The sequence below is a fragment of the Sinorhizobium psoraleae genome (genome assembly GCF_013283645.1).
Classification (GTDB): domain Bacteria; phylum Pseudomonadota; class Alphaproteobacteria; order Rhizobiales; family Rhizobiaceae; genus Sinorhizobium; species Sinorhizobium psoraleae.
On record NZ_JABEKV010000002.1, the window covers coordinates 933,615 to 959,393 of the forward strand.

The 25,779-nt window shown below is 62.0% G+C and carries 22 protein-coding genes; 8 read left to right on the top strand and 14 right to left on the bottom strand.

The features are described 5' to 3' along the window. Positions 1 to 113: 113 nt before the first annotated feature. Positions 114 to 1,454 carry a TadE/TadG family type IV pilus assembly protein gene (locus ILFOPFJJ_RS13140; RefSeq protein WP_173510973.1) on the top strand — a complete coding sequence of 447 codons (1,341 nt, stop codon included), beginning with the start codon at positions 114 to 116 and terminating at the stop codon, positions 1,452 to 1,454. Positions 1,455 to 1,499: 45 nt separating this feature from the next. Here the strand turns inward: ILFOPFJJ_RS13140 and ILFOPFJJ_RS13145 are convergent, their stop codons facing one another. Together ILFOPFJJ_RS13145 and mscL are read right to left on the bottom strand one after the other, a co-directional pair. Next, positions 1,500 to 2,666, bottom strand: a complete 1,167-nt coding sequence (locus ILFOPFJJ_RS13145) for a pyridoxal phosphate-dependent aminotransferase (RefSeq protein WP_173510974.1) — start codon at positions 2,664 to 2,666, stop codon at positions 1,500 to 1,502. A 352-nt stretch (positions 2,667 to 3,018) separates the two neighbouring features. Further along, entirely contained in the window at positions 3,019 to 3,447 is a 429-nt protein-coding gene (mscL, locus tag ILFOPFJJ_RS13150) for a large conductance mechanosensitive channel protein MscL (RefSeq protein WP_173510975.1), read from the bottom strand. A gap of 286 nt (positions 3,448 to 3,733) precedes the next feature. Here mscL and ILFOPFJJ_RS13155 point away from each other — a divergent pair, with 286 nt between their 5' ends. Beyond that, positions 3,734 to 7,240, top strand: a complete 3,507-nt coding sequence (locus tag ILFOPFJJ_RS13155) for a PAS domain-containing hybrid sensor histidine kinase/response regulator (protein WP_173510976.1) — start codon at positions 3,734 to 3,736, stop codon at positions 7,238 to 7,240. A 21-nt stretch (positions 7,241 to 7,261) separates the two neighbouring features. Here the strand turns inward: ILFOPFJJ_RS13155 and ILFOPFJJ_RS13160 are convergent, their stop codons facing one another. Continuing rightward, positions 7,262 to 7,909, bottom strand: a complete 648-nt coding sequence (locus tag ILFOPFJJ_RS13160; protein WP_173510977.1) for a response regulator — start codon at positions 7,907 to 7,909, stop codon at positions 7,262 to 7,264. Between the two features lie 89 nt (positions 7,910 to 7,998). Beyond that, positions 7,999 to 8,433, bottom strand: coding sequence for a hypothetical protein (locus ILFOPFJJ_RS13165; RefSeq protein WP_173510978.1), 435 nt, complete (start codon positions 8,431 to 8,433; stop codon positions 7,999 to 8,001). Between the two features lie 105 nt (positions 8,434 to 8,538). Here ILFOPFJJ_RS13165 and ILFOPFJJ_RS13170 point away from each other — a divergent pair, with 105 nt between their 5' ends. Continuing rightward, positions 8,539 to 8,886, top strand: coding sequence for a DUF952 domain-containing protein (locus tag ILFOPFJJ_RS13170; RefSeq protein WP_173510979.1), 348 nt, complete (start codon positions 8,539 to 8,541; stop codon positions 8,884 to 8,886). Beyond that, on the top strand, positions 8,883 to 9,971 hold the full coding sequence (locus ILFOPFJJ_RS13175; protein WP_173510980.1) for a quinone-dependent dihydroorotate dehydrogenase: 1,089 nt from the start codon (positions 8,883 to 8,885) through the stop codon (positions 9,969 to 9,971). Before ILFOPFJJ_RS13170 ends, ILFOPFJJ_RS13175 begins: the two co-directional genes overlap by 4 nt. Here the strand turns inward: ILFOPFJJ_RS13175 and ILFOPFJJ_RS13180 are convergent. The 3 genes from ILFOPFJJ_RS13180 to ILFOPFJJ_RS13190 are packed head-to-tail and all read right to left on the bottom strand — an operon-like array spanning position 9,947 to position 12,136. Continuing rightward, positions 9,947 to 11,314, bottom strand: a complete 1,368-nt coding sequence (locus ILFOPFJJ_RS13180) for an MATE family efflux transporter (protein WP_173510981.1) — start codon at positions 11,312 to 11,314, stop codon at positions 9,947 to 9,949. The two genes, ILFOPFJJ_RS13175 and ILFOPFJJ_RS13180, sit on opposite strands and share 25 nt — an antisense overlap. 49 nt (positions 11,315 to 11,363) lie before the next feature. Beyond that, complete coding sequence (locus ILFOPFJJ_RS13185) at positions 11,364 to 11,867, bottom strand: CAP domain-containing protein (protein WP_173510982.1); 504 nt, start codon at positions 11,865 to 11,867, stop codon at positions 11,364 to 11,366. Positions 11,868 to 11,869: 2 nt separating this feature from the next. Continuing rightward, a complete protein-coding gene (locus tag ILFOPFJJ_RS13190; RefSeq protein ID WP_173510983.1) occupies positions 11,870 to 12,136 on the bottom strand; it encodes a DUF6460 domain-containing protein in 267 nt (88 codons plus the stop codon). 152 nt (positions 12,137 to 12,288) lie between these two features. Between ILFOPFJJ_RS13190 and ILFOPFJJ_RS13195 the strand changes: the two genes are divergently transcribed. Continuing rightward, the gene (locus ILFOPFJJ_RS13195) at positions 12,289 to 13,227 is read left to right on the top strand and encodes a class I SAM-dependent methyltransferase (protein ID WP_173511507.1); all 939 of its coding nucleotides are present in this window, start codon (positions 12,289 to 12,291) and stop codon (positions 13,225 to 13,227) included. A gap of 180 nt (positions 13,228 to 13,407) precedes the next feature. Then, the gene (locus ILFOPFJJ_RS13200) at positions 13,408 to 14,043 is read left to right on the top strand and encodes a YitT family protein (RefSeq protein WP_173510984.1); all 636 of its coding nucleotides are present in this window, start codon (positions 13,408 to 13,410) and stop codon (positions 14,041 to 14,043) included. A 6-nt stretch (positions 14,044 to 14,049) separates the two neighbouring features. Here ILFOPFJJ_RS13200 and ILFOPFJJ_RS13205 read toward each other — a convergent pair whose 3' ends face one another. Further along, positions 14,050 to 14,511, bottom strand: a complete 462-nt coding sequence (locus ILFOPFJJ_RS13205) for a carboxymuconolactone decarboxylase family protein (RefSeq protein ID WP_173510985.1) — start codon at positions 14,509 to 14,511, stop codon at positions 14,050 to 14,052. A gap of 31 nt (positions 14,512 to 14,542) precedes the next feature. Beyond that, positions 14,543 to 15,049, bottom strand: a complete 507-nt coding sequence (locus tag ILFOPFJJ_RS13210) for an Rrf2 family transcriptional regulator (protein WP_173510986.1) — start codon at positions 15,047 to 15,049, stop codon at positions 14,543 to 14,545. Between the two features lie 105 nt (positions 15,050 to 15,154). Here ILFOPFJJ_RS13210 and ILFOPFJJ_RS13215 point away from each other — a divergent pair, with 105 nt between their 5' ends. Beyond that, the gene (locus ILFOPFJJ_RS13215; RefSeq protein WP_173510987.1) at positions 15,155 to 17,710 is read left to right on the top strand and encodes a ligase-associated DNA damage response DEXH box helicase; all 2,556 of its coding nucleotides are present in this window, start codon (positions 15,155 to 15,157) and stop codon (positions 17,708 to 17,710) included. 15 nt (positions 17,711 to 17,725) lie between these two features. After that, positions 17,726 to 18,451 (top strand): ligase-associated DNA damage response endonuclease PdeM, encoded by a 726-nt coding sequence (pdeM, locus tag ILFOPFJJ_RS13220; protein WP_173510988.1) that lies wholly within the window; start codon positions 17,726 to 17,728, stop codon positions 18,449 to 18,451. A gap of 139 nt (positions 18,452 to 18,590) precedes the next feature. On the opposite strand, the gene ILFOPFJJ_RS13225 is transcribed toward pdeM, so the two are convergent. The 5 genes from ILFOPFJJ_RS13225 to ILFOPFJJ_RS13245 form a co-directional block, all read right to left on the bottom strand. Beyond that, entirely contained in the window at positions 18,591 to 19,148 is a 558-nt protein-coding gene (locus tag ILFOPFJJ_RS13225) for a dihydrofolate reductase family protein (protein ID WP_173510989.1), read from the bottom strand. Positions 19,149 to 19,307: 159 nt separating this feature from the next. Further along, the gene (locus ILFOPFJJ_RS13230) at positions 19,308 to 19,544 is read right to left on the bottom strand and encodes an Lrp/AsnC ligand binding domain-containing protein (RefSeq protein ID WP_173510990.1); all 237 of its coding nucleotides are present in this window, start codon (positions 19,542 to 19,544) and stop codon (positions 19,308 to 19,310) included. Positions 19,545 to 19,767: 223 nt separating this feature from the next. Next, positions 19,768 to 20,571: a TIGR02186 family protein gene (locus tag ILFOPFJJ_RS13235; RefSeq protein ID WP_173510991.1), complete on the bottom strand. Its 804-nt coding sequence runs from the start codon at positions 20,569 to 20,571 to the stop codon at positions 19,768 to 19,770. Next, positions 20,571 to 21,497, bottom strand: a complete 927-nt coding sequence (locus ILFOPFJJ_RS13240; protein ID WP_173510992.1) for a sulfite exporter TauE/SafE family protein — start codon at positions 21,495 to 21,497, stop codon at positions 20,571 to 20,573. Before ILFOPFJJ_RS13240 ends, ILFOPFJJ_RS13235 begins: the two co-directional genes overlap by 1 nt. Before the next feature lie 521 nt (positions 21,498 to 22,018). Continuing rightward, positions 22,019 to 25,693 carry a peptidoglycan-binding protein gene (locus tag ILFOPFJJ_RS13245; RefSeq protein WP_173510993.1) on the bottom strand — a complete coding sequence of 1,225 codons (3,675 nt, stop codon included), beginning with the start codon at positions 25,691 to 25,693 and terminating at the stop codon, positions 22,019 to 22,021. Between the last annotated feature and the right edge of the window lie 86 nt (positions 25,694 to 25,779).

The following is a 25,779-nucleotide window of genomic DNA, read 5'->3' on the forward strand; positions in this document are numbered from 1 at the left end:
GAGATCCGCAAGATCTTCAATTTTACTAAAATGCACAGACACCTAATAACGGTTTTTGAAGCGGGCATGCATTAGCCTTTCGAAATACTGGCTTTTCCAGGGGGAAACCACGAATGAGACGTGCGAAGCTCCATGCCCAATTGAGACGATTGGCCCGCGACAAGGATGGAAATTTTGCCATTCTTGGAGCAATCGCCATCGTCCCCATCATCGCCGCGGTCGGCGTGACGCTCGACTTCGTCGGCGCCTATCTGGAAGCCGAGAAAATTCAAGCCGCGCTGGATGCCGCCGCGCTCGGTTCCGTGCGAGCCTATGGCGAAGGCGCGGATGAGACCGAAGCCTCCGAGGCGGCAAAGAAGTTCTTCTGGAGCAACTACGCGATGCCGCAAGAAAGCGTCCTCGTCGAGGGAGGCAATCTCGCGGATACGCCGACGCAGGGTGCTTTGTCCGTTGCGTTCACGCGGAACACCATTGAAGACGTCGCGGCAGCGGAATTCAGCTTCGACTATAAACCGATCTTCCTGGAACGCCTGCCGTTGGCAATCCGACGCCAAAGCGTCGCGGCGCGGGCAGCCAACGCGGAAGCCTGCATTCTGGCATTGCATCAAACCTCCGACCGTGCCTTTGACGTCAGCGGCAGCGCAGCGGTCGATCTGACCGGATGCACGGTCATCTCCAATTCCAACGACGATCAATCGATCTACGTCGGCGGCAGCGGCAAGCTCAAGGCGGAGTGTCTTTACGCCGCCGGCGCTATTTACAGCGCCCCGCTATCGGTCGAGCTTGCTTGTGACAAGGCGGTGGAAGGCGCTTCGCGCGTGCCCGACCCGTTCAAGAACAAGGTACTGCCAAAGGCAGCGGCATGGGTCGATCTCTCCGGCTGCGGGCAGGATTTCATCAGCGGCGGCGGTGGCAATGGTGATTGCAACGGCACCGGCAAGACGCCCAAGACGAACAACGAAGGCTACGTCGTCACGCTGAAGCCTGGAACCTACCAAAACCTGGACGTCAAGCGCGCCGTGAATCTCTTGCCCGGCAATTACATCATTGACGGCGGGCGTCTGGAATTCGGCGCCCAAGCCACCGTGACCGGCGAGCGCGTGACTTTCTTTCTCGTCAATGGCGCCGAGATCAGCATCAATGGCGGTGCCACGTTCAACATTTCGCCATCACTCGAAGGCGATTGGGCCGGGTTCTCGATCGTCGCCGAGCATGGAAATGTGGAGACCGCGATCATCAACGGAAACAGTCAGTCGTCCTTGACCGGCATCGTCTATCTCCCCGACGTCGCGGAACTGCAATATGCGGGCAATGGCGCAACGAGCGGCGAATGCATCCGGCTGATCGCCCAGGAAATCACCCTGACCGGTAACAGCACATTCAAGATGGATTGCACGACGGAGCTTGCCGACAAGGGCATCTACTACCCTGGCGCAATCCGGCTGGTGCGCTAGCGCTTCCTCTATCCGGCCGCGGTCCCTTGGCCGCGGAGCGGAGCTCTACCGGCTCAATATGTGGCGGCGCAGGCGCTCCGCCGCCTCCGCCACCTGAGCCGGATCGCGCAGAAAGCAGGCGCGCATGAAAAGCGACCCGCCCTCGCCGAAGGCGGTTCCGGGCGCCAGTCCGACGCCGGTCCTGTCGACAATGTCGATCGCCGCTTGCCGTGAGTCGGTGACACCGTCGATCTTCAGGAAGGCATAAAGCGCGCCATCCGGCTTAAGGGTTTCGACGCGATTGGTCGCGATCAGTGCATCGCAAAGCAGATCTCGGCTGCGTGCCGCCTTGGCGATGTTCTCGTCGACAAAGGCGTCTCCCTGATCGAGGGCCGCGACCGCGCCGCGTTGCATGAATTGCGCGACGCCGGATGTCGAATACTGGATCAGGTTTTCCAGCACCTGCCCCATGGCCGCCGGCGCAACGATCCAGCCGACGCGCCAACCGGTCATCGACCAGTTCTTGGAGAAGGAATTGACGAACAGGATCCGGTCGTCATCGTCCATGATGTCCAGGAACGATGGCGCCCGTGTGCCGGCATAGTAGTAAAGCGCATAGATCTCATCGGCGATGATCCAGAGACCGTGCTTGCGCGCAAGCGCCAGAATGGCTCTGAGATCATCCGGCGTCGCGGTCCAGCCCGTCGGATTGGAAGGCGTGTTGATGAACAGCGCCCGCGTCTTCTCGCCGACCGCGGCCTCGAGCCGGTTCATGTCAAGCTGCCATTTGCCATGCTCGAAACGCAGCGGCACCGAAACCGGCCGCGCCCCGGAGATCTCGGCGGCAGCAGCGAAATTCGGCCAGGCGGGCGTAAGGAGCACCATCTCGTCGCCGGGCGACGTCACCGCCTCGATTGCAAGCTTGATCGCCTGCATCCCCGATCCCGTGACGTAAAAATTGTCCGGGGACAGCGCCTTCTGGAACCGGCGTTGATAATAACGCGCCAGCGCTTCGCGAAGCGGCGGGATGCCGCGCTGCCAGGTGTAGAAGGTCTCGCCGGCCACGAGCGCCTCGGCGGCGGCCCGGCTGATGAAGTCCGGCGTCGCAAGGTCTCCCTCGCCCACCCAGAGCGGGATCACGCCTTCCCGCCCACGCGCGTAGTTCACAACCTCAACGATGCCGCTTTCGGGGGCCGAAAGAGAACGGGGGCTGAGGCTGTTCATGATCGTCACGGGCGGCTCCTGGGATCACGATGATCTTGGGTCCAATCGACCCAAAATCATAAACAATGAACAATTCTAATAGGTTAGAGCGACATACGCGCGGAAAACCGTAGGTTTCCTCGTCCCGCTCCAGACTGCGCACGCTTCTAGACGCTTTTGCGCGGACGATCACGCGACATTATCTGACCGGTTTATTGATTTTTGTGATGTTTCGCGGCTCCTACAGCGCCGTGCAGTCTTTTCAGACGCACAAAGGACGCTGCAGCACTTTGATTTGCTGCATGCATGTTTCCTTAAATCGGCTACGATTTACGGAAACATGCAGGAGCGAAATCGGAAGCCGCAATGCCCTTCCAGGCAATCAGGCGCGCTGTTTCAACAGATCGCGAATCTCGGAAAGAAGCAGGATATCCTGCGGCGGCGGGGCGGCAGGCTCCGCTTCCTTTTTCGTTTCGATCGAAGCACGCATCCGGTTCACGGCCTTGATCATCAGGAAGATGATCCAGGCGAGGATCAGGAAATTGATGAACACGGTAATGAAGTTACCGTACGCAAAGACGGCGCCCTGCTCGCGAGCGGCTGCAAGGGAGGGTGCGGTGACGTTTGCGGAAAGCGGAATGAAATAATTGGAGAAGTCGAAACCGCCGCCAGTAATGGCGCCGACAATCGGCATCACGAGGTCGTTGACGACCGAGTCGACGATCTTACTGAAGGCGGCGCCAATGATCACACCGACCGCAAGATCCATTACGTTGCCGCGGGCGATAAACTCCTTGAATTCGTTCAGCATGCGTCTCTCCGTAAAGTCCCCGTTCAAGACAGGCACCGCATCCGTCCCGCGCGGCAACCGTCGGTTCGGAATCTAGACCAAAGCTCGCGCTGTGGGAACTGTTCTTTGCGTTTGAGCAATTCGCATACCACCAGGCGTGTCTTGCAGGGCTTTTGTCCCGGCCAGCCCGAAAGGAGCGTGCTTTCTGCTCAAGAAAACGCTGGCCGCTTTCTTGGACTTAAGACGCATAGACGGGCAATTCTCAACCCGCTGGACTTGCCCTATGCTGCTTTCGGAGGAGTGAGGCATGCTTTCAGGTTCTGTCATTTTTGCCTCGGCCTTCGCCTATCTGCTGCTGCTGTTCGCAGTCGCAAGCTATGGCGACCGGCGAGCCAGAAGAAACAGCGCTGCCAGTAAGGGCAGACCGCTGGTCTATGCGCTCAGTCTCGCGATTTACTGCACTTCCTGGACGTATTTCGGCGGTGTGGGGCTGGCGGCCGAACGCGGGCTCGAGTTCACGGGCATCTATATCGGTCCGATCCTGATGTTCACGCTCGGCATGCCGCTGGTCCGCCGCATTATCCAGCTCGCCAAGACCGAGAAGCTGACATCCGTCGCCGATTTCATGGCGGCGCGCTACGGCAAGAACCCGGCCGTGGCGGCAATCGTGGCGCTGATTTCGCTGGTCGGGGCCATTCCCTACATCGCCCTGCAGCTCAAGGCCGTTTCGAGTTCGGTCGCCGCGATGATCGACACGAGCGACTACGGCATTGGCGCCGGGCAGACCTTCATCGACCTGCCCCTGCTCGTGACGCTCTTCCTCGCCTGTTTCGCGATCGTCTTCGGCACGCGCCACACGGACGCGACCGAGCATCAGGACGGCCTGATCCTCGCGATCTCCATGGAATCGGTCGTGAAGCTCGTGGCGATGCTCACGATCGGCGTCTACGTCGTCTTCGTCCTGTTCGACGGGCCCGCGAACCTATGGGCGCAAGCCCAGCAAAGTCCCGCGGTTCTCTCCGCCCTCGAATACCGCACGCCGCCTGCGCGATGGATCCTGCTGATCGTGCTCTCGGCCTTTGCGATCATCATGCTGCCGCGGCAATTCCATGTGACCGTGGTCGAAAACCGCACCGAAAGCGAGTTGCGCACCGCCGGGGTTCTCTTTCCACTGTATCTCATCGCGATCAACCTCTTCGTGCTGCCGATCGCTATCGCTGGTATTCTGACTTTCTCGGGCTCCGGCGACGCAGACCTCTACTTGCTGAAGCTGCCGCTCGCCGGTGAAGTCCCCTTGCTGTCCCTGACGACGTTCATCGGCGGCTTTTCCGCCGCAACAGCCATGGTCATCGTCGCATCGGTGGCGCTGTCGATCATGATTTCCAACGATATCGTGATGCCGATCTTCCTGCGGCGCAATCTCAGCCAGCGCGGCGGCATGCAGGAGAATGTCGCAGGCACGCTGCTCAATATCCGCCGCACCGCGATCTTCGTCGTCCTGCTGCTCGGCTACGGCTACTATCGCGCGGCCGATATCAGTGCGGGCCTTGCATCGCTGGGGTTGCTCTCCTTTGTCGCCGTATCGCAGATGGCACCCGCGCTTCTCGGTGGCCTCGTCTGGCGTCAGGCCAACGCCCGCGGGGCAATCACCGGGATGGTCTGCGGCTTTCTCGTTTGGGCATATCTGCTGTTCCTGCCGAGCCTAGGCGGCCCCGACAACTCCCATGTCGCGACGACGGTACTGAGTTTCCTTCTGCCGTTCACGGATCTCTTTTCGGGGCCGAACGCCGATCCTCTGGTCAATGCCACGGCATTGAGCCTTTTCGTCAACACGACGGCCTACGTGCTCGCGTCGCTGACCCGGACGCCGAAACCCCTGGAACGCTTCCAGGCCGGCGTGTTCATCACCCGCCGTTCGCGCACGGAAGGAACGTTCCGTGGGCGCAAGACCAAGGTGACCGTACGCGACCTAAAGACCACGATCGCCCGCTACATGGGCGAAGAGCGGATGCAGCGCTCTTTCCATACCTACGAGCAGCAATCCGGCCGCTGGCTCGACGAAAATGCGTCCGCCGACATGGCGCTCGTTCATTTCTCGGAACAATTGCTCGGCAGCGCCATCGGTTCATCCTCGGCCCGTCTCGTGCTTTCGCTCGTGCTGCAGCGGATGGACGACGCCTCCTCTGACACCGCCTGGCTGCTCGACCAGGCGAGCGAGGCCCTGCAATACAATCAGGATATGTTGCAAACGGCACTCTCGCAGATGGATCAGGGCATCGCCGTCTTCGACAATGCCAACAACCTGATCATCTGGAATCGCCGCTTCAGACAATTGCTCGACCTACCCGAAGCCGCAGGCCAGGTCGGCTTTCCGCTCGCCGATATCGTCGAGATCCTTACGAGGCGTGGCGAAATCCGCAAGGATCAGGAGAAGGCACTGGTCGCCAACTTCCTGACGCTCGACAAGCCCTTCCTGCTCGAACTCGCCAACGGCGAACGCATCATCGAAGTCAGAACCAATGCCATGCCGGACAAGGGCATCGTCACGACCTATACCGACATCACGCAGCGCGTGGCAGCCGACATGGCGTTGAAACAAGCCAACGAGACGCTGGAACTGCGCGTAACCGAACGGACGGGAGAGCTGACACGGGTCAACCGCGAGCTCGCCGAAGCGAGGGCGGCGGCGGAAGAAGCCAATATCGGCAAGACCCGCTTCTTCGCCGCCGCCGGACATGACATCCTGCAGCCATTGAATGCGGCGCGACTTTATTCGTCGTCGCTCGTCGAGCGCCTCGGCGATTCCGACAACAGCACGCTCGTCCAGAACATCGATTCCTCACTGGAATCGGTGGAAGCCATTCTCGGCGCGGTGCTTGATATTTCCCGGCTCGACACCGGTGCGATGAAGCCGCGTCTGCAATCCGTGCCGCTCAACGAATTGCTCCGGCGTATCGAGACGGATTTCGCTCCGATGGCGCGGGCAAACGGTCTCGAACTCATCGTCATGCCGACATCACTCGTCGTGCGCAGCGATCCGAACCTGCTGCGGCGGGTGGTCCAGAATCTTGTGTCGAACGCCATCAAATACACCCTGAAGGGCAAGGTGCTCGTCGGGGTGCGCCGGCGCGGCCGGGCCGCCACGATCGAGGTGCTCGATTCCGGCATCGGTATTCCACCCTCGAAATTCCGCACGGTCTTCAAGGAGTTCGCACGCCTCGACGAGGGCGCGCGTACGGCGTCAGGGCTCGGGCTCGGGCTCTCGATCGTCGACCGCATCTCGCGCGTCCTCAACCATCCCGTCAACCTTCAGTCGAAGCACGGCAAGGGCACCGGCTTCAAGGTCACGGTGCCGCTCGAGGCAGGCGTCGGCGAACGCGCGAAACCCAAAGATGTTGCGACCGCGAAGACGAGTGACGCCCTGGCCGGCCTGAGCATCATCTGCATCGATAACGAGCCGAAGATTCTCGACGGAATGGCGCTGCTGCTTGGCGGCTGGGGCTGCACGGTCACCACGGTGGAATCGCTTTCCGGCTGTCCGGCTATGGGACCCGACAGTCAGGCGAAGAGGCCCGATGCGATCATCGCCGATTATCATCTCGGTGACGGCACCGGCATCGAAGCGATCGCCCGCATTCGCGCGCTTTGGGGGGACAGCATTCCGGCCTTGCTGGTGACGGCCGACCGTTCGCCGGAGGTGCGCGGGGCCGCCGAACGCGATGGCGTCGCTCTGCAAAACAAGCCCGTGCGGCCGGCGGCCATGCGCGCGTGGTTGACCCAGCTCTCGATTGCGGGAAAGGCGGCTGCGGAATAGTCAGGGGCACGGATCGCCGGCTCAGGCCGCTGCGACCGTGCCAATCTTGGAAAGCTGGATGACTGCCTGCGTACGGCTGTCGACGTTCAGCTTCAGCAAAATCGCTGAAACATGGGCCTTGATCGTCGCCTCCGAGACGCCGAGCTCGTAGGCAATCTGCTTGTTGAGCAGGCCCTCGGCAAGCATGCTGAGCACCCGCGACTGCTGCGGCGTCAGCGTCTGCAGGCGATGCAGGAGATCGGCCACTTCGGGCTCGTACTCCTGGTTCTGGTCGTAGCCCGCCGGCACGAAAACTTCGCCGGCGATCACTTTCGTGATGCCCTCGCGAATTTCGTCGATACCAGCAGACTTCGAGAGGAAACCGGCCGCACCAAGATCGATCGCACGATGAACAGTGGCGTGATCGTCGTGGGCCGAGACGATCATCACCGGGAGACTCGGAAACTCCGCCCGCAACGCAATGAGGCCCGAAAGACCGCTGACCCCGGGCATGGTGAGGTCCAACAGCATCAGGTCGGCATCCGGATACTCGGCCGCGGCTTTGCGAGCGGCCGCGAAGTCACCGGCTTCGACGATGCCCGGAGCATCGGCCATGCCGCTCAGCGCCTGGCGCATTGCACCACGAAAAAGCGGGTGGTCATCGGCGATGATGATGGTCATTTCCGGCATTGGATGCTCCCTCCCAAGAGCCTCAGCCCCGGACCCCGCGCATCCTCCAACGCGCCGGATCGCGTCTCAATGGCTCGTGCCGGTGCCCGTCAGGTCTTTTGCGGCACCTCGGTACCATCGCTGGAACCGTCTCCGCTCCCTTCGAGATCCTTCACGATCTCCATGAACTTGCGCATCATTCTTTCCATGATGCTCATCGTCCGGTCAATCTCTTCGTCGCTCGGAAGAGCCGGTTTCATCGCAGTTTCACCGCTTTTGACGGCCTTTTCCAGTGCTTCGACGCGCTTGGTCAAAAGATCGATCTCCCGCTCGAAGGCCGCCCGCTCATCGGCCGCCATCCGGCAGACGAGCTCGCCGTCCTTTTCCCGGCACAGCGTAACCTCGCCTGTCTCAGTGTCGAGGCGCGCGATGCCGGTGTCCGATTTCTGCATGCTGTAGCGTCCCGGGGATACCTCCTGCGTGTAGGCCGACGCGCCCCAGCCGAGCGTCAAGCCCATCGCCAGTGCCACAACTACCTTCCTCATGACAGCCACTCCATTGGATGCTGCGGAAATCCGCCTTCCGTGGTGGACAAGCGCCAATATTTGCGGCAAGGCCACGATTGGGTTTCACGACGGACAAGCGGGCACATGAACGCCATTATATACAAGATCGTTCCGGCACTTCTATGGCAGGAGGCGCGGCGGGCAGGACAGTTCACGGGGGCGCCCGTCGACCTCGCCGATGGCTTCATCCATTTCTCGACCGGGGACCAGGTCGCCGAAACGGCCGCAAGGCACTTCGAAGGTCAGTACGGCCTACTGCTCATCGCCGTCGACGGCGCCGCCCTTGGCGACAAGCTCGTCTATGAACCTTCGCGCGGCGGCGCGCTGTTTCCGCATCTCTACGGGCCGCTCCCGCTCGATGCGGTGATCTGGGAGAAGCCCTTGCCGTTGGGTGCCGACGGCCTCCACGTCTTTCCCGAGCTCGCACCATGATCGACGCCCTGAAATTCCTCTCGCGCAGCGGCCTGTTTCTTCTCGATCCGGAAACCGCGCATGCTGTGTCGGTCAACGCACTCAAGAGCGGGCTCGTTCCAAGTTGCGCGGCGCCGGCCGATCCGCGCCTCAGCCAAGAAATCGCCGGCCTCACCTTCCCGAACCCGATCGGCATGGCGGCCGGATACGACAAGAATGCCGAGGTGCCGGAGGCTCTCCTGAAGATTGGCTTCGGCTTCACCGAGATCGGCACGGTCACGCCGCGACCACAGCGCGGCAACGACAAGCCTCGCATCTTCCGGCTCGTCGAAGATAACGCGGTCATCAACCGGCTCGGGTTCAACAATGAAGGTCATGGTGCCGCGCTTGCGCGCCTTCAAGGCTGTTCGCGTCAGGCACTGATCGGCGTCAACATCGGCGCCAACAAGGATAGTGCAGATCGCATCGCCGACTATGTGACGGGGATCCGCACCTTTTACCCGGTCGCGCGCTACTTCACCGCCAACATCTCCTCGCCGAACACGCCCGGTCTTCGCGACCTCCAGGCGCGCGAAAGCCTGGCAGCACTGCTTTCGGCCGTGCTTGCGGCCCGCGACGAGGAAGCGAAGAAGAGCGCGAAACGGATCCCCGTGTTCCTGAAAATCGCGCCCGACCTCACCGAAGGAGGGATGGACGACATCGCGGCGGAGGTGCTGGCGCACGGTCTCGACGGCCTGATCGTTTCCAACACCACGCTGGCCCGCGATGGCCTGAAGGATCGGCGACAGGCTCAAGAAGCGGGCGGGCTTTCCGGCAGGCCGCTCTTCGAGAAATCGACGGCGGTGCTCGCGCGGATGCGCAAGCGCGTCGGCCCGGCCTTGCCGATCATCGGCGTCGGCGGGGTCCACTCGGCGGAAACCGCAGCGGAGAAAATCCGCGCCGGCGCCGATCTCGTCCAACTCTATTCCTGCATGGTCTATGAGGGACCGGGGCTGCCGGGACGGATCGTGCGAGGCCTATCCGAGCTCTGCGAGCGCGAGAAGCTTGCATCGATCCGCGAAATCCGCGACAGCCGACTGGACTACTGGGCCGCGCGAAACGCCTGAGCGGCCCGGCGCGGCACCAGGATCAGCAGGAACACGCCCCGCATCAGCAGGAAAAGGTTGAGTCCGGCCCAGAGCCCATGATTGCCGAAGACCGGGATCAGAACGGCAAGCGCGATTGCATAAGCGATGAAGGCCGCCAGCATCATGTTGCGCATGTCGCGCGACCAGGTGGCGCCGATAAAGACGCCATCCATCAGAAAGGCGAGCGCGCCAGTCAGCGCCGTCAGCGCCGCCCACGGCATGTACTCGTAAGCCACGGCACGCACATCCGGCGCCGTCGTCAGCACGTCGACCAGGTCATCGCCGAAGAGCAGGAAGGCAAGCGTCGTCAGTGCGGCGAGCCCCAGCGACCAAAGCGCGGTCATCCGCAAGGCGCGGTCGAAGGCCGGACGGTATGCGGCGCCAATCGATCGCCCGGTAAGCTGCTCGGCGGCATTGGCGAGGCCGTCGAGGTAGTATCCGGCAACCAGGAAGATCGTCATCAGCACGGCGTTGGCGGCAAGCGTCACAGGCCCGAACGACGTGCCGATCCGGGTCATCAGCGTGAAGGCGGCGAGCAATACGAAGGAGCGGATCATGATGTCGCGGTTCAGACCGAACATCGGCTTCAGCCGCTCGCGGGCGAAAATCGCAGCCCAGTCCGGTGCATCGCGCCGGTCAAATCGCCCATAGACAATCGCGAAGCCCGCGAGTGCGCCGATGACTTCGCCGGTCACGGTCGCCAACGCCACGCCCGCCACCCCCCAGCCGAGGATGAGACCGAGCAGGATGGAAAGCACGATGTTGATGCCGTTGATAAGCGTCTGCAGCAGGAGACCGATGGAGCCCTCGCCGCGCCCGAGCACGAAGCCAAGGATTGCATAATTGGCGAGCGCCGCCGGCCCGGACAGGATCCGATAGAAGAAATAGGTGCGCGTGACGGCTTCGACCTCGGCGCCCGGCGCCATCAGCCACAGACCGGCGGAAAACAGCAAAGGCGAGAGCACGACGACGGCGACGCCGGAGAAAAGCGCGATTACCAGCGAACGCCAGAAGACCGCCTGTTGCTCCCGCCGGTCCCCTCGGCCATAGGCCTGCGCGACGAGGCCCGTGGTCGCAGCCCGGAGGAAGTTGAAGGTCGTGAAGATCAGATCGAACATCACGGCGCCGACCGCGAGCCCGGCGAGCAGGTCCGCCCGCCCGAGGCGGCCGACCACGGCGGTGTCGACAAGCCCAAGCAGCGGTGTCGTCAAAAACCCCAACGTCATCGGCAGGGCGATCGAGAAAATCAGCCGATTGGTAACGTAAAACGGGCCGGCTTCGCCAGCATGCGCGTCGCGTTCGAGGGTTTCGGTCGCAGCCACCTCCAAATTCCTTATGGGCGGCTTCCGAACCGCCCATAAGGGAATCAGGTCAGCCGGAAAGCACCATGGCCCAATAGGGGCGGTTTCCGGAAGCGGAATTCTGCGCCACGGCAACGCCGAGGCCACGGTAGCTACCGAGCATGTTTTCGAGATGCTGCGGAGAACGATACCAGGCGTTATACGCACTCTCCGCATCGTCTTGGCCCATCGCGATGTTTTCCGCGGCCGGAAGCGTGACGCCCTGCTGTTTCATCCGGTCGTAGAAACTGTCGCGCCAGCCGATGTTGTGCTGCATCTTGCCGACACGCGCCATGCGCGCTGCCTGGCTCAACGCGGCAACCGACGCGACGGGGTCGTGAACAAGCGACGTCATCCCGCGATCCTTCCGTAGCGTATTGACATAGCCAAGTGTCGCTGTCGTCTGGTCGCTTCCGCTGCCTTCGCCAGTAGATAGGAGGTTTGATGTCGTGCAGCCGGCAAGCACGCCGAGTGAGAGGAAACCGCCAGCCCGCAACAGGACGCGCCTGCGGATGAAGAACTGCTGATGCTGCATGCTTACCGTCGATAGCTCAAAACACGAAGGATGAGAAAGGCGGGAATGACGATTGCCGCTCCGAGCAACAGGTAGTCACCAACTCTTCCGAGTGCTGCGAAACCCGTGCGCCAGAGGTCGAGCAGGAAATTGCGAATGCCGAAAAAGATGTCGACCGGATACCAATCGAACACGGTCATGACGAAACCGACAAGGATCGACACGACGACGAGCTTGACCAGCACGCGCAGCGGCGTGTCACCCAGAAACTTGTTAATTCCGTCCGACATCGGCGAATATTCTCCTGTTTCCCTTCACATAAGCCGCCGTCATCGGGGCCGCAAGGCGCAAGAGAAAGCGAGCTGCGCCGTCTTTCAGATTCCGCTTGTATTTTGCCGTGTCCGGCGTCAGAAGCGTCCATCGCAACCACGCCGTCATGTCGATGACCCTCAACCAGCTCTCCTCCGGCGATCTGATCGCCGATCGCCGCGCCGACTACGCAAAAATGCTCGCCGAGGCCGGTGAACCGCAAAGCGCGGCGGAACTGATGGCCCAGGCTCTCGAACGCGCGCCCGACTGGGCCGCAGGCTGGTTTCGGTTGGCGGACTATGAAGAAAAATCTGGCCGAAAAGAGGCGGCGATCGACGCGCTGCTCAACACGCTCCGCCTCAATCCCGATGACGTTTTCGGCGCCAGCCTCAAGCTCGCGCTTCTTGGGGCGACCGAGACGCCCGAACAGCCGCCGAGCGTTTACGTCGAACGCCTTTTCGACGACTATGCGGAACGCTTCGACAAGGCCCTCGTCGAAAAACTCGACTACAGCGTGCCCGAAAAGCTCGCAGCGCTGATCGACAGGGCGACCGACGGGCGCCATTTCCATTACGTCGCCGATCTCGGCTGCGGCACCGGCCTCTTCGGCGAGCGCATCCGACATCGCTGCGACTATCTCGAAGGCTTCGACCTCTCCGCCAACATGCTGGCCAAGGCGGAGGCAAAGGCCATCTACGATCGTCTGGCACTGGCGGACCTGTCGCTTGCGCCCGAAAACTCGGGAGCGTTCGGCGAATTGCCGACCGCAAGGGCAGATCTCGTCAGCGCGGCGGACGTGCTGATGTATCTCGGCAATCTCGAAAGCGTCTTCGTGATCGCGGACCGGCTGCTCGCACCCGGCGGCCTCTTTGCTTTCTCGGTCGAGGACGCGGCAACGAACGAGGGGTTCATCCTCCGGCCATCGCTCCGCTACGCGCATTCCGAAGCCTACATCGCCGATGCTTGCGCCGGACGCGGATTTTCGCTGATCGGATCGGAGCGCACGGTCATTCGCATGGATGCGGGCAGGCCGGTCGCGGGAGTTCTGTTTCTCGCGCGGAAGCCTGCATAGGACGCAATGCTGCCGCGCAAAAATAGGTCAGCATTGCTTACATATTTTTCTTGATTGTTTTGTGCGTTGCAGCAATGCTGATGACCTGCAGCGCCGCGCGTCAATCGTACGCGCTAAGGTCACTGTAGCACTCTGAAATGCTGCATGATTTTAGCCTGCAGTAGCAATCGAGGTTTCGACATGGCACAGATCAGCAGCGTCTTCGGTCTCTGGAACACCAGCCCTACCCGGCACACGCCTGTCGAGGACTTGCAAGGCATCTTTTCCGGCAGCCTCGTCGCCGCGCTCGGGCTCTATTTCCTCGCGAGTGCCGGGTTGCTGACCGGCAGCACCGCTGGCATCGCCTTCCTGCTGCACTACGCAACCGGGGTGAACTTCGGCCTTGCCTTCTTTCTTCTCAATCTGCCGTTCTTCTATCTCTCGCTGAAGCGGCTCGGCCCGGCTTTCACAATCAAGACCTTCATTGCGATCGCGCTCACCTCGTTCCTGACCGACATGCAGTCGCGCCTGTTTCAGATCGGCGGGATCGATCCCGCATGGGCCGCCCTTCTCGGCGGTCTGCTGCTCGGATACGGGCTGCTGGCGCTCTACCGCCACCGCGCCAGCCTTGGCGGCGTCGGCATATTGGGCATCTACCTGCAGGAGCGTTTCGGCGTTCGTGCCGGACTCGTGCAGCTTGCGATCGACATGGTCGTTCTCGCTGTCGCCTTTGCCGTGACAACGCCATCGGTCGTCGTCTGGTCGGTGCTCGGCGCGGTCGTCCTCAACCTGTTCGTGGCAATCAACCACCGCGCCGATCGTTACATCGCACTTTGATGATGCTTATGCGGCCTCCGCCGGCGCATCGACCGGAGGAAGTGCGCGGAAGCCGACGCAGAGCCGATTCCACACGTTGATGGTGCCGATCGCAACGGTGATTTTGGTCATTTCCTCCTCCGTGAAATGCGCCTTCAAAGCTTCATAGGCGTCGTCGGGTGCGCGGGTCGCGGCCACGTTCGTCAGCGCTTCGGTCCAGCCGAGCACGGCGCGCTCCCGCTCGTCGAAGTGCGGCGATTCGCGCCAGACGCAGACGAGATCGATCCATTGCTCGCCAAGACCGCTGTTACGGGCCTCCTTGGTATGCATGTCGACGCAGAAGGCGCAACCGTTGATCTGCGACGCACGCAGCTTGATCAGGTGGATCAGGCGAAGCTCTATCCCCGAACCTTTGACATAGCTGTCGAGCGCCGCGACGGCTTTGTAGGCGTCCGGCGCGGCTTTAGCAAAATTGAAACGTGGCTGCATGCTCTTCTCCTTGGTTTGCGAGGCTGATCCGTCAGGCACTCACGCCTGATTTTCGCTCGTTCGTGGCAAGAAAACGGTTCGTCCGGGCCGCGATCGCGCCATCGCGGTCGATCGAATTTAGGTCCGCCATTATGTCGGCGATCGTCACCCGGCGCAGTTCGGCGCGATAGGCCTGCTCGGCCCTGAGCATCGCCACATTGATCGTGCAGGGCGCAGTCGGTTTGCACTGATAGGGATCGGGACCGCGCAACCGGATTTCGTTGCAGCGGAAGGCCGGGTCCGGGCCCTCGACGGCGAGCACGATATCGAGCAGCGTTATCTTTTCCGGGGCGCGAGCAAGTCTGTAGCCGCCTTTCGGGCCCGGCACCGCCTCGAGCAGGCCCGCTCCCGACATTGCCTGGAGATGTTTCAGGAGATAGCTGGTCGATACACCGTGAAACTCGGCGAGTGCCGCAGCCGAAAGCGTGCTGCCTGGCTGAAGACAGCTCAGCATCGTCACGCTGTGAATGGCCTGTTCGACGCCGTCTCCAAGTTTCATCGCGCTCTCCTATCATGGATATTTCTTATCCATGATTATCCCGGAGTCAAGTTGTTGCCGCCGATGCCACACTCAGGCTTCTCTTTTGCCGAACATGATCTACTTTTGTTCCCCGTGAACAGGATCGATTCCCCATTGCCGGATAGCGACGCTTTGACGTTGCCGACGCCGTTTCTCCGGTGGTTCGCCGAGAAGGGCTGGCGACCCCGCGCCCATCAGCTCGAACTGCTGTCGCGCGCAGAAGCGGGAGAAAGCACGCTTCTGATCGCGCCGACCGGCGCGGGCAAGACTCTTGCCGGATTTCTGCCGTCGCTCATCGATATCACCCGGCGCGGCAAAATTCCGCCCGGCTCGCCCTTTACAGGCATCCACACGCTCTACATATCGCCGCTGAAGGCACTTGCGGTCGATATCGAGCGCAACCTGATGAAGCCCGTCGCGGAGATGGGCCTGCCGGTCCGGATCGAGAACCGCACGGGCGACACGCCGCAGGCCAAGCGCCAGCGCCAGAGGTTCAATCCACCCGACATCCTGCTGACCACGCCCGAACAACTGGCCCTGCTCATCGCCAACGGGGAGGCGGAGCGCTTCTTCAAGGGCCTGCGCTACGTCGTGCTAGACGAGTTGCACTCGCTGGTCACCTCGAAGCGCGGACACCTGCTGTCGCTCGGTCTTGCGCGCCTGCGCCGGCTCGCGCCCGACCTCCAGACGATCGGTCTTTCGGCGACGGTCGCCGAGCCGATGGAGTTGCAACGCTGGCTCGTGGCCCAGACCGAGGAACAAGAAAACCACGCCGGGCTGATCACCGTTTCCGGCGGTGCGAAGTCGGTAATTTCGATCCTGCGGACCGAGGAGCACGTGCCCTGGGCAGGGCATTCGGCACGCTATGCGATCGCCGACGTCTATGCCGCGATCAAGGATCACGGCACGACGCTGCTCTTCGTCAACACCCGCAGCCAGGCGGAAATGCTGTTCCAGGAACTCTGGACGATCAACGACGACAACCTGCCGATCGCGCTCCATCACGGTTCACTCGATGTCGCGCAGCGCCGCAAGGTCGAGGCGGCCATGTCGGAAAACCGGCTGCGCGCCGTCGTCGCCACGTCGACGCTCGATCTCGGCATCGACTGGGGCGATGTCGATCTTGTCGTCCATGTCGGCGCGCCGAAAGGGGCGAGCCGCCTTGCCCAACGCATCGGTCGCGCAAACCATCGCATGGACGAGCCGAGCCGCGCGATCCTCGTGCCCGCCAACCGCTTCGAAGTGATGGAATGCCAGGCAGCACTCGACGCCAACTACATCGGCGCGCAGGATACGCCTCCGGTCGGCCAGGGCGCACTCGACGTGCTCGCCCAGCATGTGCTCGGGATCGCTTGCGCCCAGCCATTCGACGCCGTTGATCTTCATCGGGAAATCACCAGCGCCGCTCCCTATGCGCATCTTTCCTGGGAGACTTTCGAGCGAATCGTCGATTTCGTCGCCACCGGCGGCTATGCGCTTCGCACCTACGAGCGCTATGCCCGCATCCGCAAGACGAAGGAGGGGCTCTGGCGGGTGTCGAACCCGATGGTGGCTCAGCAATACCGCCTCAACGTCGGCACCATCGTCGAATTGCCGATGCTGAACGTGCGCATGGTCAAGCGTAACGCGCGCGGCTCGCTCGGCCGCGGCGGCATGACGCTCGGCAAGGTGGAGGAATATTTCCTGGAAATGCTGTCGCCGGGCGACACCTTTGTCTTTTCCGGCAAGGTCGTGCGCTTCGAAGGCATCCGCGAGAATGAATGCCTCGTCTCCCAGGCCTTCTCTTTCGACCCCAAGGTGCCGACCTATGCCGGCGGCAAGTTTCCGCTTTCCACCTATCTTGCCGCGCAGGTGCGCAAGATGCTTGCCGATCCGGCGCGCCGCGCTTCATTGCCGGACCAGGTGCGCGACTGGCTGGCGCTGCAGAAAGACATCTCCATGCTGCCGCGCGAGGACGAGCTGCTGATCGAGACCTTCCCGCGCGGCAGCCGCCATTATATGGTGATCTACGCTTTCGAGGGACGGCTTGCGCACCAGACGCTCGGCATGCTTTTGACCCGCCGTCTCGACCGCTCCGGACTGAAACCGCTCGGCTTCGTCGCCACCGACTATTCTCTCGCGGTCTGGGGGCTCGATGACCTGGGCAACGCTTTTCGTGCCCGCCGGCCATCACTGGCGCAACTCTTCGATGAAGACATGCTCGGCGACGACCTCGAAGCCTGGCTGAACGAGTCCTTCCTCCTGAAACGTACCTTCCGCAACTGCGCTGTCATCGCCGGGCTTATCGATCAGCGCCACCCGGGCAAGGAGAAGACCGGGCGGCAGATTACCGTTTCCGCCGATCTCATTTACGACGTATTGCGAGCGCACGAGCCGGACCACATTCTGCTGGAGGCAACACGCAGCGACGCCGCGACTGGACTTTTGGACATCGGTCGGCTCGGGTCTATGCTGAAGCGAATCAAGGGGCACATCACCCACCGCCGACTCGATCATATCTCGCCGCTTGCGGTCCCGGTCATGCTGGAGATCGGACGCGAAGCGGTCCAGGGAGAGGCGCACGACTTCCTGCTTTCGGAAGCCGCCGACGATTTGATCAACGAAGCGATGGGCGGCGAGCCCGATATTATGATCCGGTGAAGAGACACGGAAAGAATGCATCGCCTCGTTCATGCGATATCTCCCTCATCCGGGACGGCGCTCCTGCAGGCCCGCACGGCGATCAATGGCGTCGCCGGGATCTGCGATCCCTTGGGCGGGCTCTATTTGCCGGAAACCGGAACGCTCGTCGTTTCCGATCTTCATCTGGAGAAAGGTTCCGCCTTCGCGCGACGCGGCATGATGCTGCCGCCCTACGACACGCTTGCGACGCTGCGCGTGCTCGAAGCGGTCATCGCTCGCCACAATCCAAATACCGTGATCAGTCTGGGAGACAATTTCCACGACCGTGTCGGATCGGGAGCAATGCCCGAGACGTTCCGCCGCATGGTCGCGACCATGGCACGCGGACGCGAGTGGATCTGGATCAACGGCAATCACGACCCTGACGGCACCTCGGGGTTGCCGGGAGCCTCCATGGACGAGCTTCGCCACGCCGGTCTCACCTTCCGCCACGAACCGTCGAAAGGCGACGGCATCGGCGAAATCGCCGGACACCTGCATCCGGCGGCCACGGTCAGGCGTCGGGAAAAATCGGTCCGGCGCGCGTGCTTCGCGACGGATGGAAAGCGCCTCGTGATGCCGGCCTTCGGCGTTACCACCGGCGGGCTCGATCTGCGCCACCGGGCGATGAGCGGCCTCTTCGATCGCGGCAAGCTGGTTGCTCATATGCTTGGCCGCGATCGCATCTACTCGGTTCGTTACGACAATCTCATCCGCTGAGGCGGCTCAACGGCCCGCACCTACAGCGTCGCGCGTCTTGCCAGACGCGCAAAGCACGCTGCAGCACTTTGAACTGCTGCATATATTTATCCTTAAATCGGCTGCGATTTAGGGAAACATGCAGTCGTCGGCAGGCGGTTCAGGCCGCTTCCGGGGCGTACCGCAGAATGACGCTGCCGTTGGATAGCGAACGTGCTTCCAGCAGACTGAACGGCCTCGCGTCCTCCGCCTTCTTGAAGAACGGCGTGCCGTCACCGAGTTGCACGGGAACGAGGCAAAGCATGATCTCGTCGACGACGTTCTCCGGTAGCAGCGACGCGACGAGGTCGGCGCTCCCGAAGATGTAGAGGTTCTTCTCGCTCTCGCCCTTCAGTCGCCGCAATTCGGCGGCGGCGTCGCGAACGACGCGGCTGTTGTTCCAATCCGCCTTTTCCATCGTGCGCGAGGCAACGATTTTCGGAAGAGCATTCATATAGGTCTTCACCCGGCCCTCCCCTTCCGCCGTCGGCCAGTAGGCCGCCATGCCCTCGTAGGTGACCCTACCGAAGACAAGCGCCTGCGCCTTGGCTCCGAATTCCAGGCTGAGCGCTTCAAGTTCCGGCCCCCAGGCGCGGTTATGAAAGTCGAGGTCCCATTTCTTGGTGCCTTCGAAGTACCCGTCGAGCGTGACCAAATTCCAGACGATGACCTTGCCCATGACTCCATCCTCCATAAAACTGCTTGCATAAGTGAAGCAGTTTCATCATAGCGAACCACTTTCAAATTGCAACCAGTACATTCGAGAAGTGCGCAGAGACCGCCTCCCCGAAGAAGGGAGGCGTCCGCCAGGACGAAACAAGCGGCGCCTGAAGCGACCTCAGAAAGCGTTGAAGGTCAGGGTCGTCAACGAGCGCGAAATACCCGACACCGAAGCGATATTGTCGTTGATGAACTTGCCGATATCCTCGCCCTCCTGAATGTAGATCTTCAGAAGCAGATCGTAGTCGCCGCTCGTCGAATACATCTCCGAGACGATCTCCTTTCGGTAGATCTCGTCGGCCACCTCATAGGTCTTGCCGGGAGCGCATTGCAGCTGGACAAAAATCGGTTTCATGGAACTTCCTCTACTTCCCGGAGCACCGTCGTCAAGGAGCGCTCCGACGTAAAATACCTTTCCCTCCTTAGACCGCCACCGCGCAAAAGGGAATGTGAGAAGGCCTGCTGCATGTTTCCTTCAATCGTAGCCGATTTACGGATAAAAACATGCGGCAATTCAAAGTGCTACAGCGTCCTTGCACGCCCGATGGCACTCGCGGCGCTGCAGTCGACAAGAAAAGCTATTCCTTGCGGAAGAGCAGGCTCGCTCCCCAACCCGTGATAACGGCCAGAAGCACGGCAACGAGACCGTAGATCACGGGCTGGTCATGCGCCGCGCGGGTGATCGCTTGCTCGAGGCCGGTTTTGACAACTCTCAGCGGCAGCGCCTTCGCGGCGACGAAGACGCCGTCCCGGAAAAGATAAGCCCGCACGATATGGACGCCATTCGGTACGTTGGCCGGAAGGCGCACGGATGCCTTGAAAAGACTCGAACTGATGAACTGCACGCCGCCCGGGTCGCGCTGGTAGACACCGCTCGTCTCCCTGATCTGGCGGAAAGCGTTGCGGAACTCGCCGAGATTGCTGCCATCGCCGACGAAACCCAAAGGTACGAGGCGCATGTGGTCGACGCCAATGCCCATGTTGCCCATCTCGCCGGGCGGCGCGATCGTTTCGATGTCACGCGTGCTCGACAGCGAATAGGATTCCGGCACCAGCTCGAAGGTCATCGAACTGGTGTTCACCCAGATGCCGAAGACGCGCTGCTTCTTGCGCACCGTTGCATTTTCCTTCGGTCCTTCGAGGGTGACGATGATGTTGTACTTGCCCTGGGCAAGGAGGTTCCCGTCGAATCCGTCGATGGCGCCGAAGATCGTCAGGTCCGCCCCGCGGAAGTCGGAAGTGATGGAGATCTCGTCCGTCGAGATGCCGATCTCGAGTTTTTCGGTGAAATCCGAGGCGTCCTCATCCTGGAGTTGCGCAGCGGCCGGTGCAGCCAGGGCAAGGACCAGGGAAAACAGGCATATGCGAGCGAGATCGAACATCAGAAGCCGAACCCCGCTGAAACAACCGAATAGATGTCCTTCGGCGGAATGATGAGTTCGATCGCCAGTCGGATACCGACGGCCAGAACGAGAAGAGCGAGCAGCGCCCGCAACTGCTCGCCGCGCAGCCGCTGGCCGACGCGAACGCCATATTGCGCCCCGATGACGCCAGCGATCATCAGCACGAAGGCGAGCACGATATCCACGGTATAGTTGGTCGACGCCTGGACGATCACGGTATAGGCGGAGACAAAGACGATCTGGAAGAGCGAGGTGCCGACGACGACGCTCGTCGGAATGCGCAAGAGATAGATCATGGCCGGCACCATGATGAAACCACCGCCGACGCCCATGACCGAGGTCAGGATGCCGATACAGAAGCCGAGCGTGGCAACCGGGATGACGCTCAGATAGATCTTCGATTTCTTGAACCGCATCTTGAGCGGCAGGCCATGGATCCAGTTGTGCTGCCCGGGCCGGCGGAGCGGCGTCGACTGGTTTTTCGCCGCCTTGCGCATGGCGCCGATGCTCTCCCAGAGCATCAGCCCGCCGACCGAACCGAGCAGAACGACGTAAAGCAGCGAAATGACGAGATCGAGCTGCCCCACTCGGCGCAGCAGCGAGAACAGCCAGACACCCAGTGTCGCGCCGACGAGACCGCCGCAGAGCAACACCGTGCCGAGCTTGATATCGATCGTGCCACGGCGAAAATGCGTGATGGCGCCGGAGATCGAGGAGGCGACCACCTGGTTTGCGCCCGTCGCCACCGCCACGACAGGCGGAATATTGTAGAAGATCAGGAGCGGCGTGATCAGAAAACCGCCGCCAACGCCGAACATGCCGGACAGAAAACCGACGGCCGCGCCCATGCCGAGAATGATGAGTATGTTCACCGACAACTCTGCAATGGGCAGATAGACCGTCACGGCCGAACCTCGATACGACAAAGGCCCGCGATGCGGGCGGAATTGCAACTCCACAAGTCCTAACCGGAATCGATTTAGGAATTGTGCAATGCCTGCTGCATGATTCCTTAAATCGGAATCGATCTAAGGAATCATCCAGCATTTCAAAGTGCTACAGCGACTTTAGCGCGTCCGATTGGACGCGCGGCGCTGTAGAATTATTCGCTTCCCTGCGCATATCCGGAGAGACGCGCGGCGCGACGCTTCAAGGTGGCAAGTGATTCACCACGAGCAGGGGATGTATGGCGGACCGCCCCTCGACAACGAGGAACAGCGGAATTTTCCTCATGCGCCCCCAGGCCGGAGCTGTCAACCTTTTCAGGCACATGGCCCACAGCCTCCGAACCCTGTCGCGCCGATCTGCGGCTTTATTGCGGCGGTATGGATGGCTGAAAGCAGAGCGTCCTTCAAGTGACGCCCGAGATCATTTCATTGTTTCGTTGGGCCAGTAAATTTGACCCAGCTCTTTTCCTGAAGTTGTTCTAGGAATTCCGCTTCAACAGTTCCTTGACGAGTTCGTCGGTGATCTCTCCGGTCGGTTCCTGGCCAACGGATTTCTGAAAGGCCTTGATGGCGGCAATCGTTTTCTTGCCCAAGTGCCCATCCGGTTTGCCGGCATCGAAGCCGTTGTTGTTGAGAATGGCCTGGATATTGCGCACGGCCTTGGTCATATCGACCGTCGCCGTCTTGGTCGGCGGACCGACCCATGCGTCGGGGATATCCACGCTGTTCGCCTTGGCGTCGACCGGCTGCGCCTTCCATGCGTCGACCTTGGCCTTGGCGCTGGTCAGTTGCTCGGGCTTCATCGCCTTGGCGATCTCGTCGCGCTTTTCGCCGGCGTCCTTGTCGCCATCGCGAGCCGCGATCGCGAACCACTTGTAGGATTCTTCCAGATCCTGCTTGACGCCGTTGCCGCGAGCATAAAGCACCGCGAGATTGAATTGGCTGTCGCGAACGCCGAGGCTCGCCGCCTTCTCGAACCATTTGGCGGCCTCGACGAAATCCGGAGCCCCATCGCGGCCGCTGGCGAGCATCACCGCAAGGTTGTGGATCGCGCTGGCATTGCCGGCGGCGGCCGCCTTGAGATAAAGCGTCTTCGCCTTGACCGCATCACGCACGACGCCCGACCCCTTCTCGTAAGAACTGGCAAGTCGGTATTCGGCGGGAATCACACCGGCGTCAGCCGCGCGCTGATACCATTTGACGGCTTCCGCGAGATCTTCCTTGACGCCGCGCCCTTCGGTGAAGCGTGCGCCGATCTCGTAGAAGGCAAAGGGGTCGCCGCCTTTGGCGGCCGTAACAAGAGCGGCGGGGCCAAAGCCCTCCGGAAGAATTATATCGCCCGGCTTGATGACCGGCTCGAACGTTCCAGCTTTGGCAGTCTCGGCAGGAACCTGAAACGTCGAGGCAGCGCCCACCTGTGCCGGTGCCGGCTGCAGCAAAGGCGCCTGGCCGCTGGCGACGATTACAGCCTCAGGCTCAGCCTTGGGCTCTTCCGCCGGAGCGGTCTCTGCCATGGCAGGCGCCTCAACCGTCTCGGGCGACGCTTCGGGCGCCTTCGGTTCTGCCTGCGACGCCTTGGCAACAACGGCGGGAGCCGTTTCCTCGAGGCGGTCGTCGGCGGCTTTCAGTTGAACCGCCTCGGAAACCGCCTTCTGCTCGATCACCGCTGCCGGCTGGATATCGGGCATGTCCTTGCCCTTGAGCACAGTGCTGACGAGCGGATAGGACATGATCGCGAGGAGCACCGCGCCGACCGCCATCAGGATCGGGCGGCGATGACGGGCGAAGGCGCCAACGCCGGAGGGGCCGTTGCCATTCTTCGCGCCGTTCAGCGTATCGGCTTCCTCGACTGCCAATTGCGCTGCGCGACGCGCCGCAGCGATGAAATCGGCCTTGTCGCCTTCGAAGGCTTGCTGACCGCCGCGGCTCATCTGACCTGCGCGAACGCGCTCGAGGATCTTCTTGACGTCAGGCACGCCGGAACCGGGTTCGAGCAATTGATTGGCGTCTTCCGGGGCGAGCATTTCAGACGGGTCGATCGACGGAGCGGGTTCGACGACCTGCCGCACCCGTTCAGGCAACGGCGCGGTTCGTTTCGCACTGAAGCGACGCGTCAATCCGGCAAGCAATCCCGTCCTGGCGGCTGGCGCCGGGTCTCGCGTTTCGCCGCTTTCGACTGTCGAAACCGCCTCGGCGACCACCAGATCACCGGCTGCGGCAGACGCAGGCGCGGCCGCCTCGTCTTCCGCCTGCAGCACGCGAACTTTCCGCTGAAGATCGCCGTCGCGGTCATCGAGATCGGCATTTCCGAAGGGATCACCGAATTCCGGTTGCGCAGCCTTCGGCATTGCTGCTTCCAACCGCATGGCGGCAGCGACGGGCGCGCGTTCTTCGAGCCGCTCCAACTTCTCGGCAATGTGAACGAGCGTTTCATGCAGGGCTTCGAAAGTCCGCGCCGTGCGTTCGTCGCTCGAACGGCTGAGGTCCTCAAGCGTCCTCAGATCCTCGGCAAGTGCCGAGATTGCGGCCATGTCGCCGCTGGCATGCATTTGGGCCGAGCCATTCTTGGCATAGGCCTCCATGACGGCCTCTGCCGCTTGCCGCGCTGCTTCGATGATGTACTCGTCGCTGGTTGCCAGATAGTCTTCAAGCGCGTTCATGCGGCCTTCGAAATCCGCTGGAATCGCACCGGCTTCGATGCGCGGCTGGCTGACCAGGGTCGAAAGGTTTGCGATCTGAGCCTCGAGGTTTCGCAGCGCATCGCGGTCGTCGAAGGGGGCGGCATGCGTCTCTTCCAGGCGCTGCGCAATGCCCGCGAGGCGGTCTTCCAGACGCTCGAAGCGCGAGTCCGCCGCTGGCCGATCAGCCTGCATGCCCAAATCGTCGATCCGACGGGCGAGATAGTCGAGACGCTCCGCCAAGGCGTCGTTGACGCTGCCTTGGTCGAGGGCCTCGATCTTCCGCGAAATGTCGGTGAGATAGCCGGTCAGTTCCGGCTGTGCGTTTTTCTGGCTGCGTTCGAGCAGCATCGAGAGTTCATCGAGGCGCTCCTCAAGCCGCGCAGCGGCCTTCTCGCCCGCCATTTCTTCGACACGCGCCGTCAATGCTTCGAGCCGCGCGCCAAGGCCGACATCGGCCGGATGGACGATGTCGTCGATCTGACGCGAGAGCTCGCCGAACCGGCTTTCGAGACGGTCGACGAAGGCGCTGTCGAGCCCTGCGGCACTGCGGCTGTTGACCGCAATCGCCCGGCTGATTTCGTCGAGCCGTGCATCAAGATCGGCAAACTGCGAGACGAGGCGCCTGTCATCCGGCTGTATCTGGCGCCCGAGCATCTCGATTGCCTGGGCGACCGCGACGAGCTTGTCTTCCAATACCTCGATAGCCGACCCTTTGTTCAGGGCGCCGATCTGCGACTTGATTTCATCGAGCCTGTAGGCGAGCGCCACCAGTTCGTCATCGCGGTTCTGGTCGAATGCGTTCAGGCGGTCCTCGACACTGTTCCAGCGGCTTTCCAGACGGCGCATGCCGTCGTCCCGTGCCAGGCCGTCGATCATCGCCCTGAGGTCGTCGAACTCGACGCGCAGTGCGTCCGCCTGAGCGGGAGATGCCTGCAGGCCGAGCTGATGAATGCTGTCTGCCAGCCGCTGCAGATCTGCCCGGATGTCCTCGGCGAAGCGATGATCCTGTGCCTCGGTCTTGATGCCTCGGATTTCCGATCGGAGGGCGTTCAGCTCACGACCTAGTCCATCGCTTATGTCGCGCTTCAACTCCTGCCTCAGTCCTACCAGAGCTTCGGCTATGTCGGCCGCAGCCGACGCGGGCCTGGGCGGCGCGGCGTGCGGCCGGGTGTCTTCCTGGACGCGGCCGGGAGCAAACCGGTCAGCCTCCCGCGCGGCGATGCGTTCGCGCAGCGAAGGCCGCTCGCGGCCTGCGCTCAACGCGCGCTGGCGCTGCAGAATTTCGGAGACGGCGTCGCTGGTGGTCGCCGCGCGCTCGGTTTGGCGATGCGGCGGCTCGCGTCCCGCCCCGCTCATCAAGCCTTCGATGCGCGCCTCCAGCCCCTCGATCGTACGGTTCAGGGCATCAAGCGACGGCCTGTCGCCATAGGACGGGCTGCCCGTGCGCTGAGGATTGGATCGCGATCCGTTCATTGTCTCTTCGCCCCTGTCGTTGACCACCATCGAAAGCCGCGAGCGAAAAGAGCCAGGCTTTCCGGGCCTGCGGCATGATCGATGCG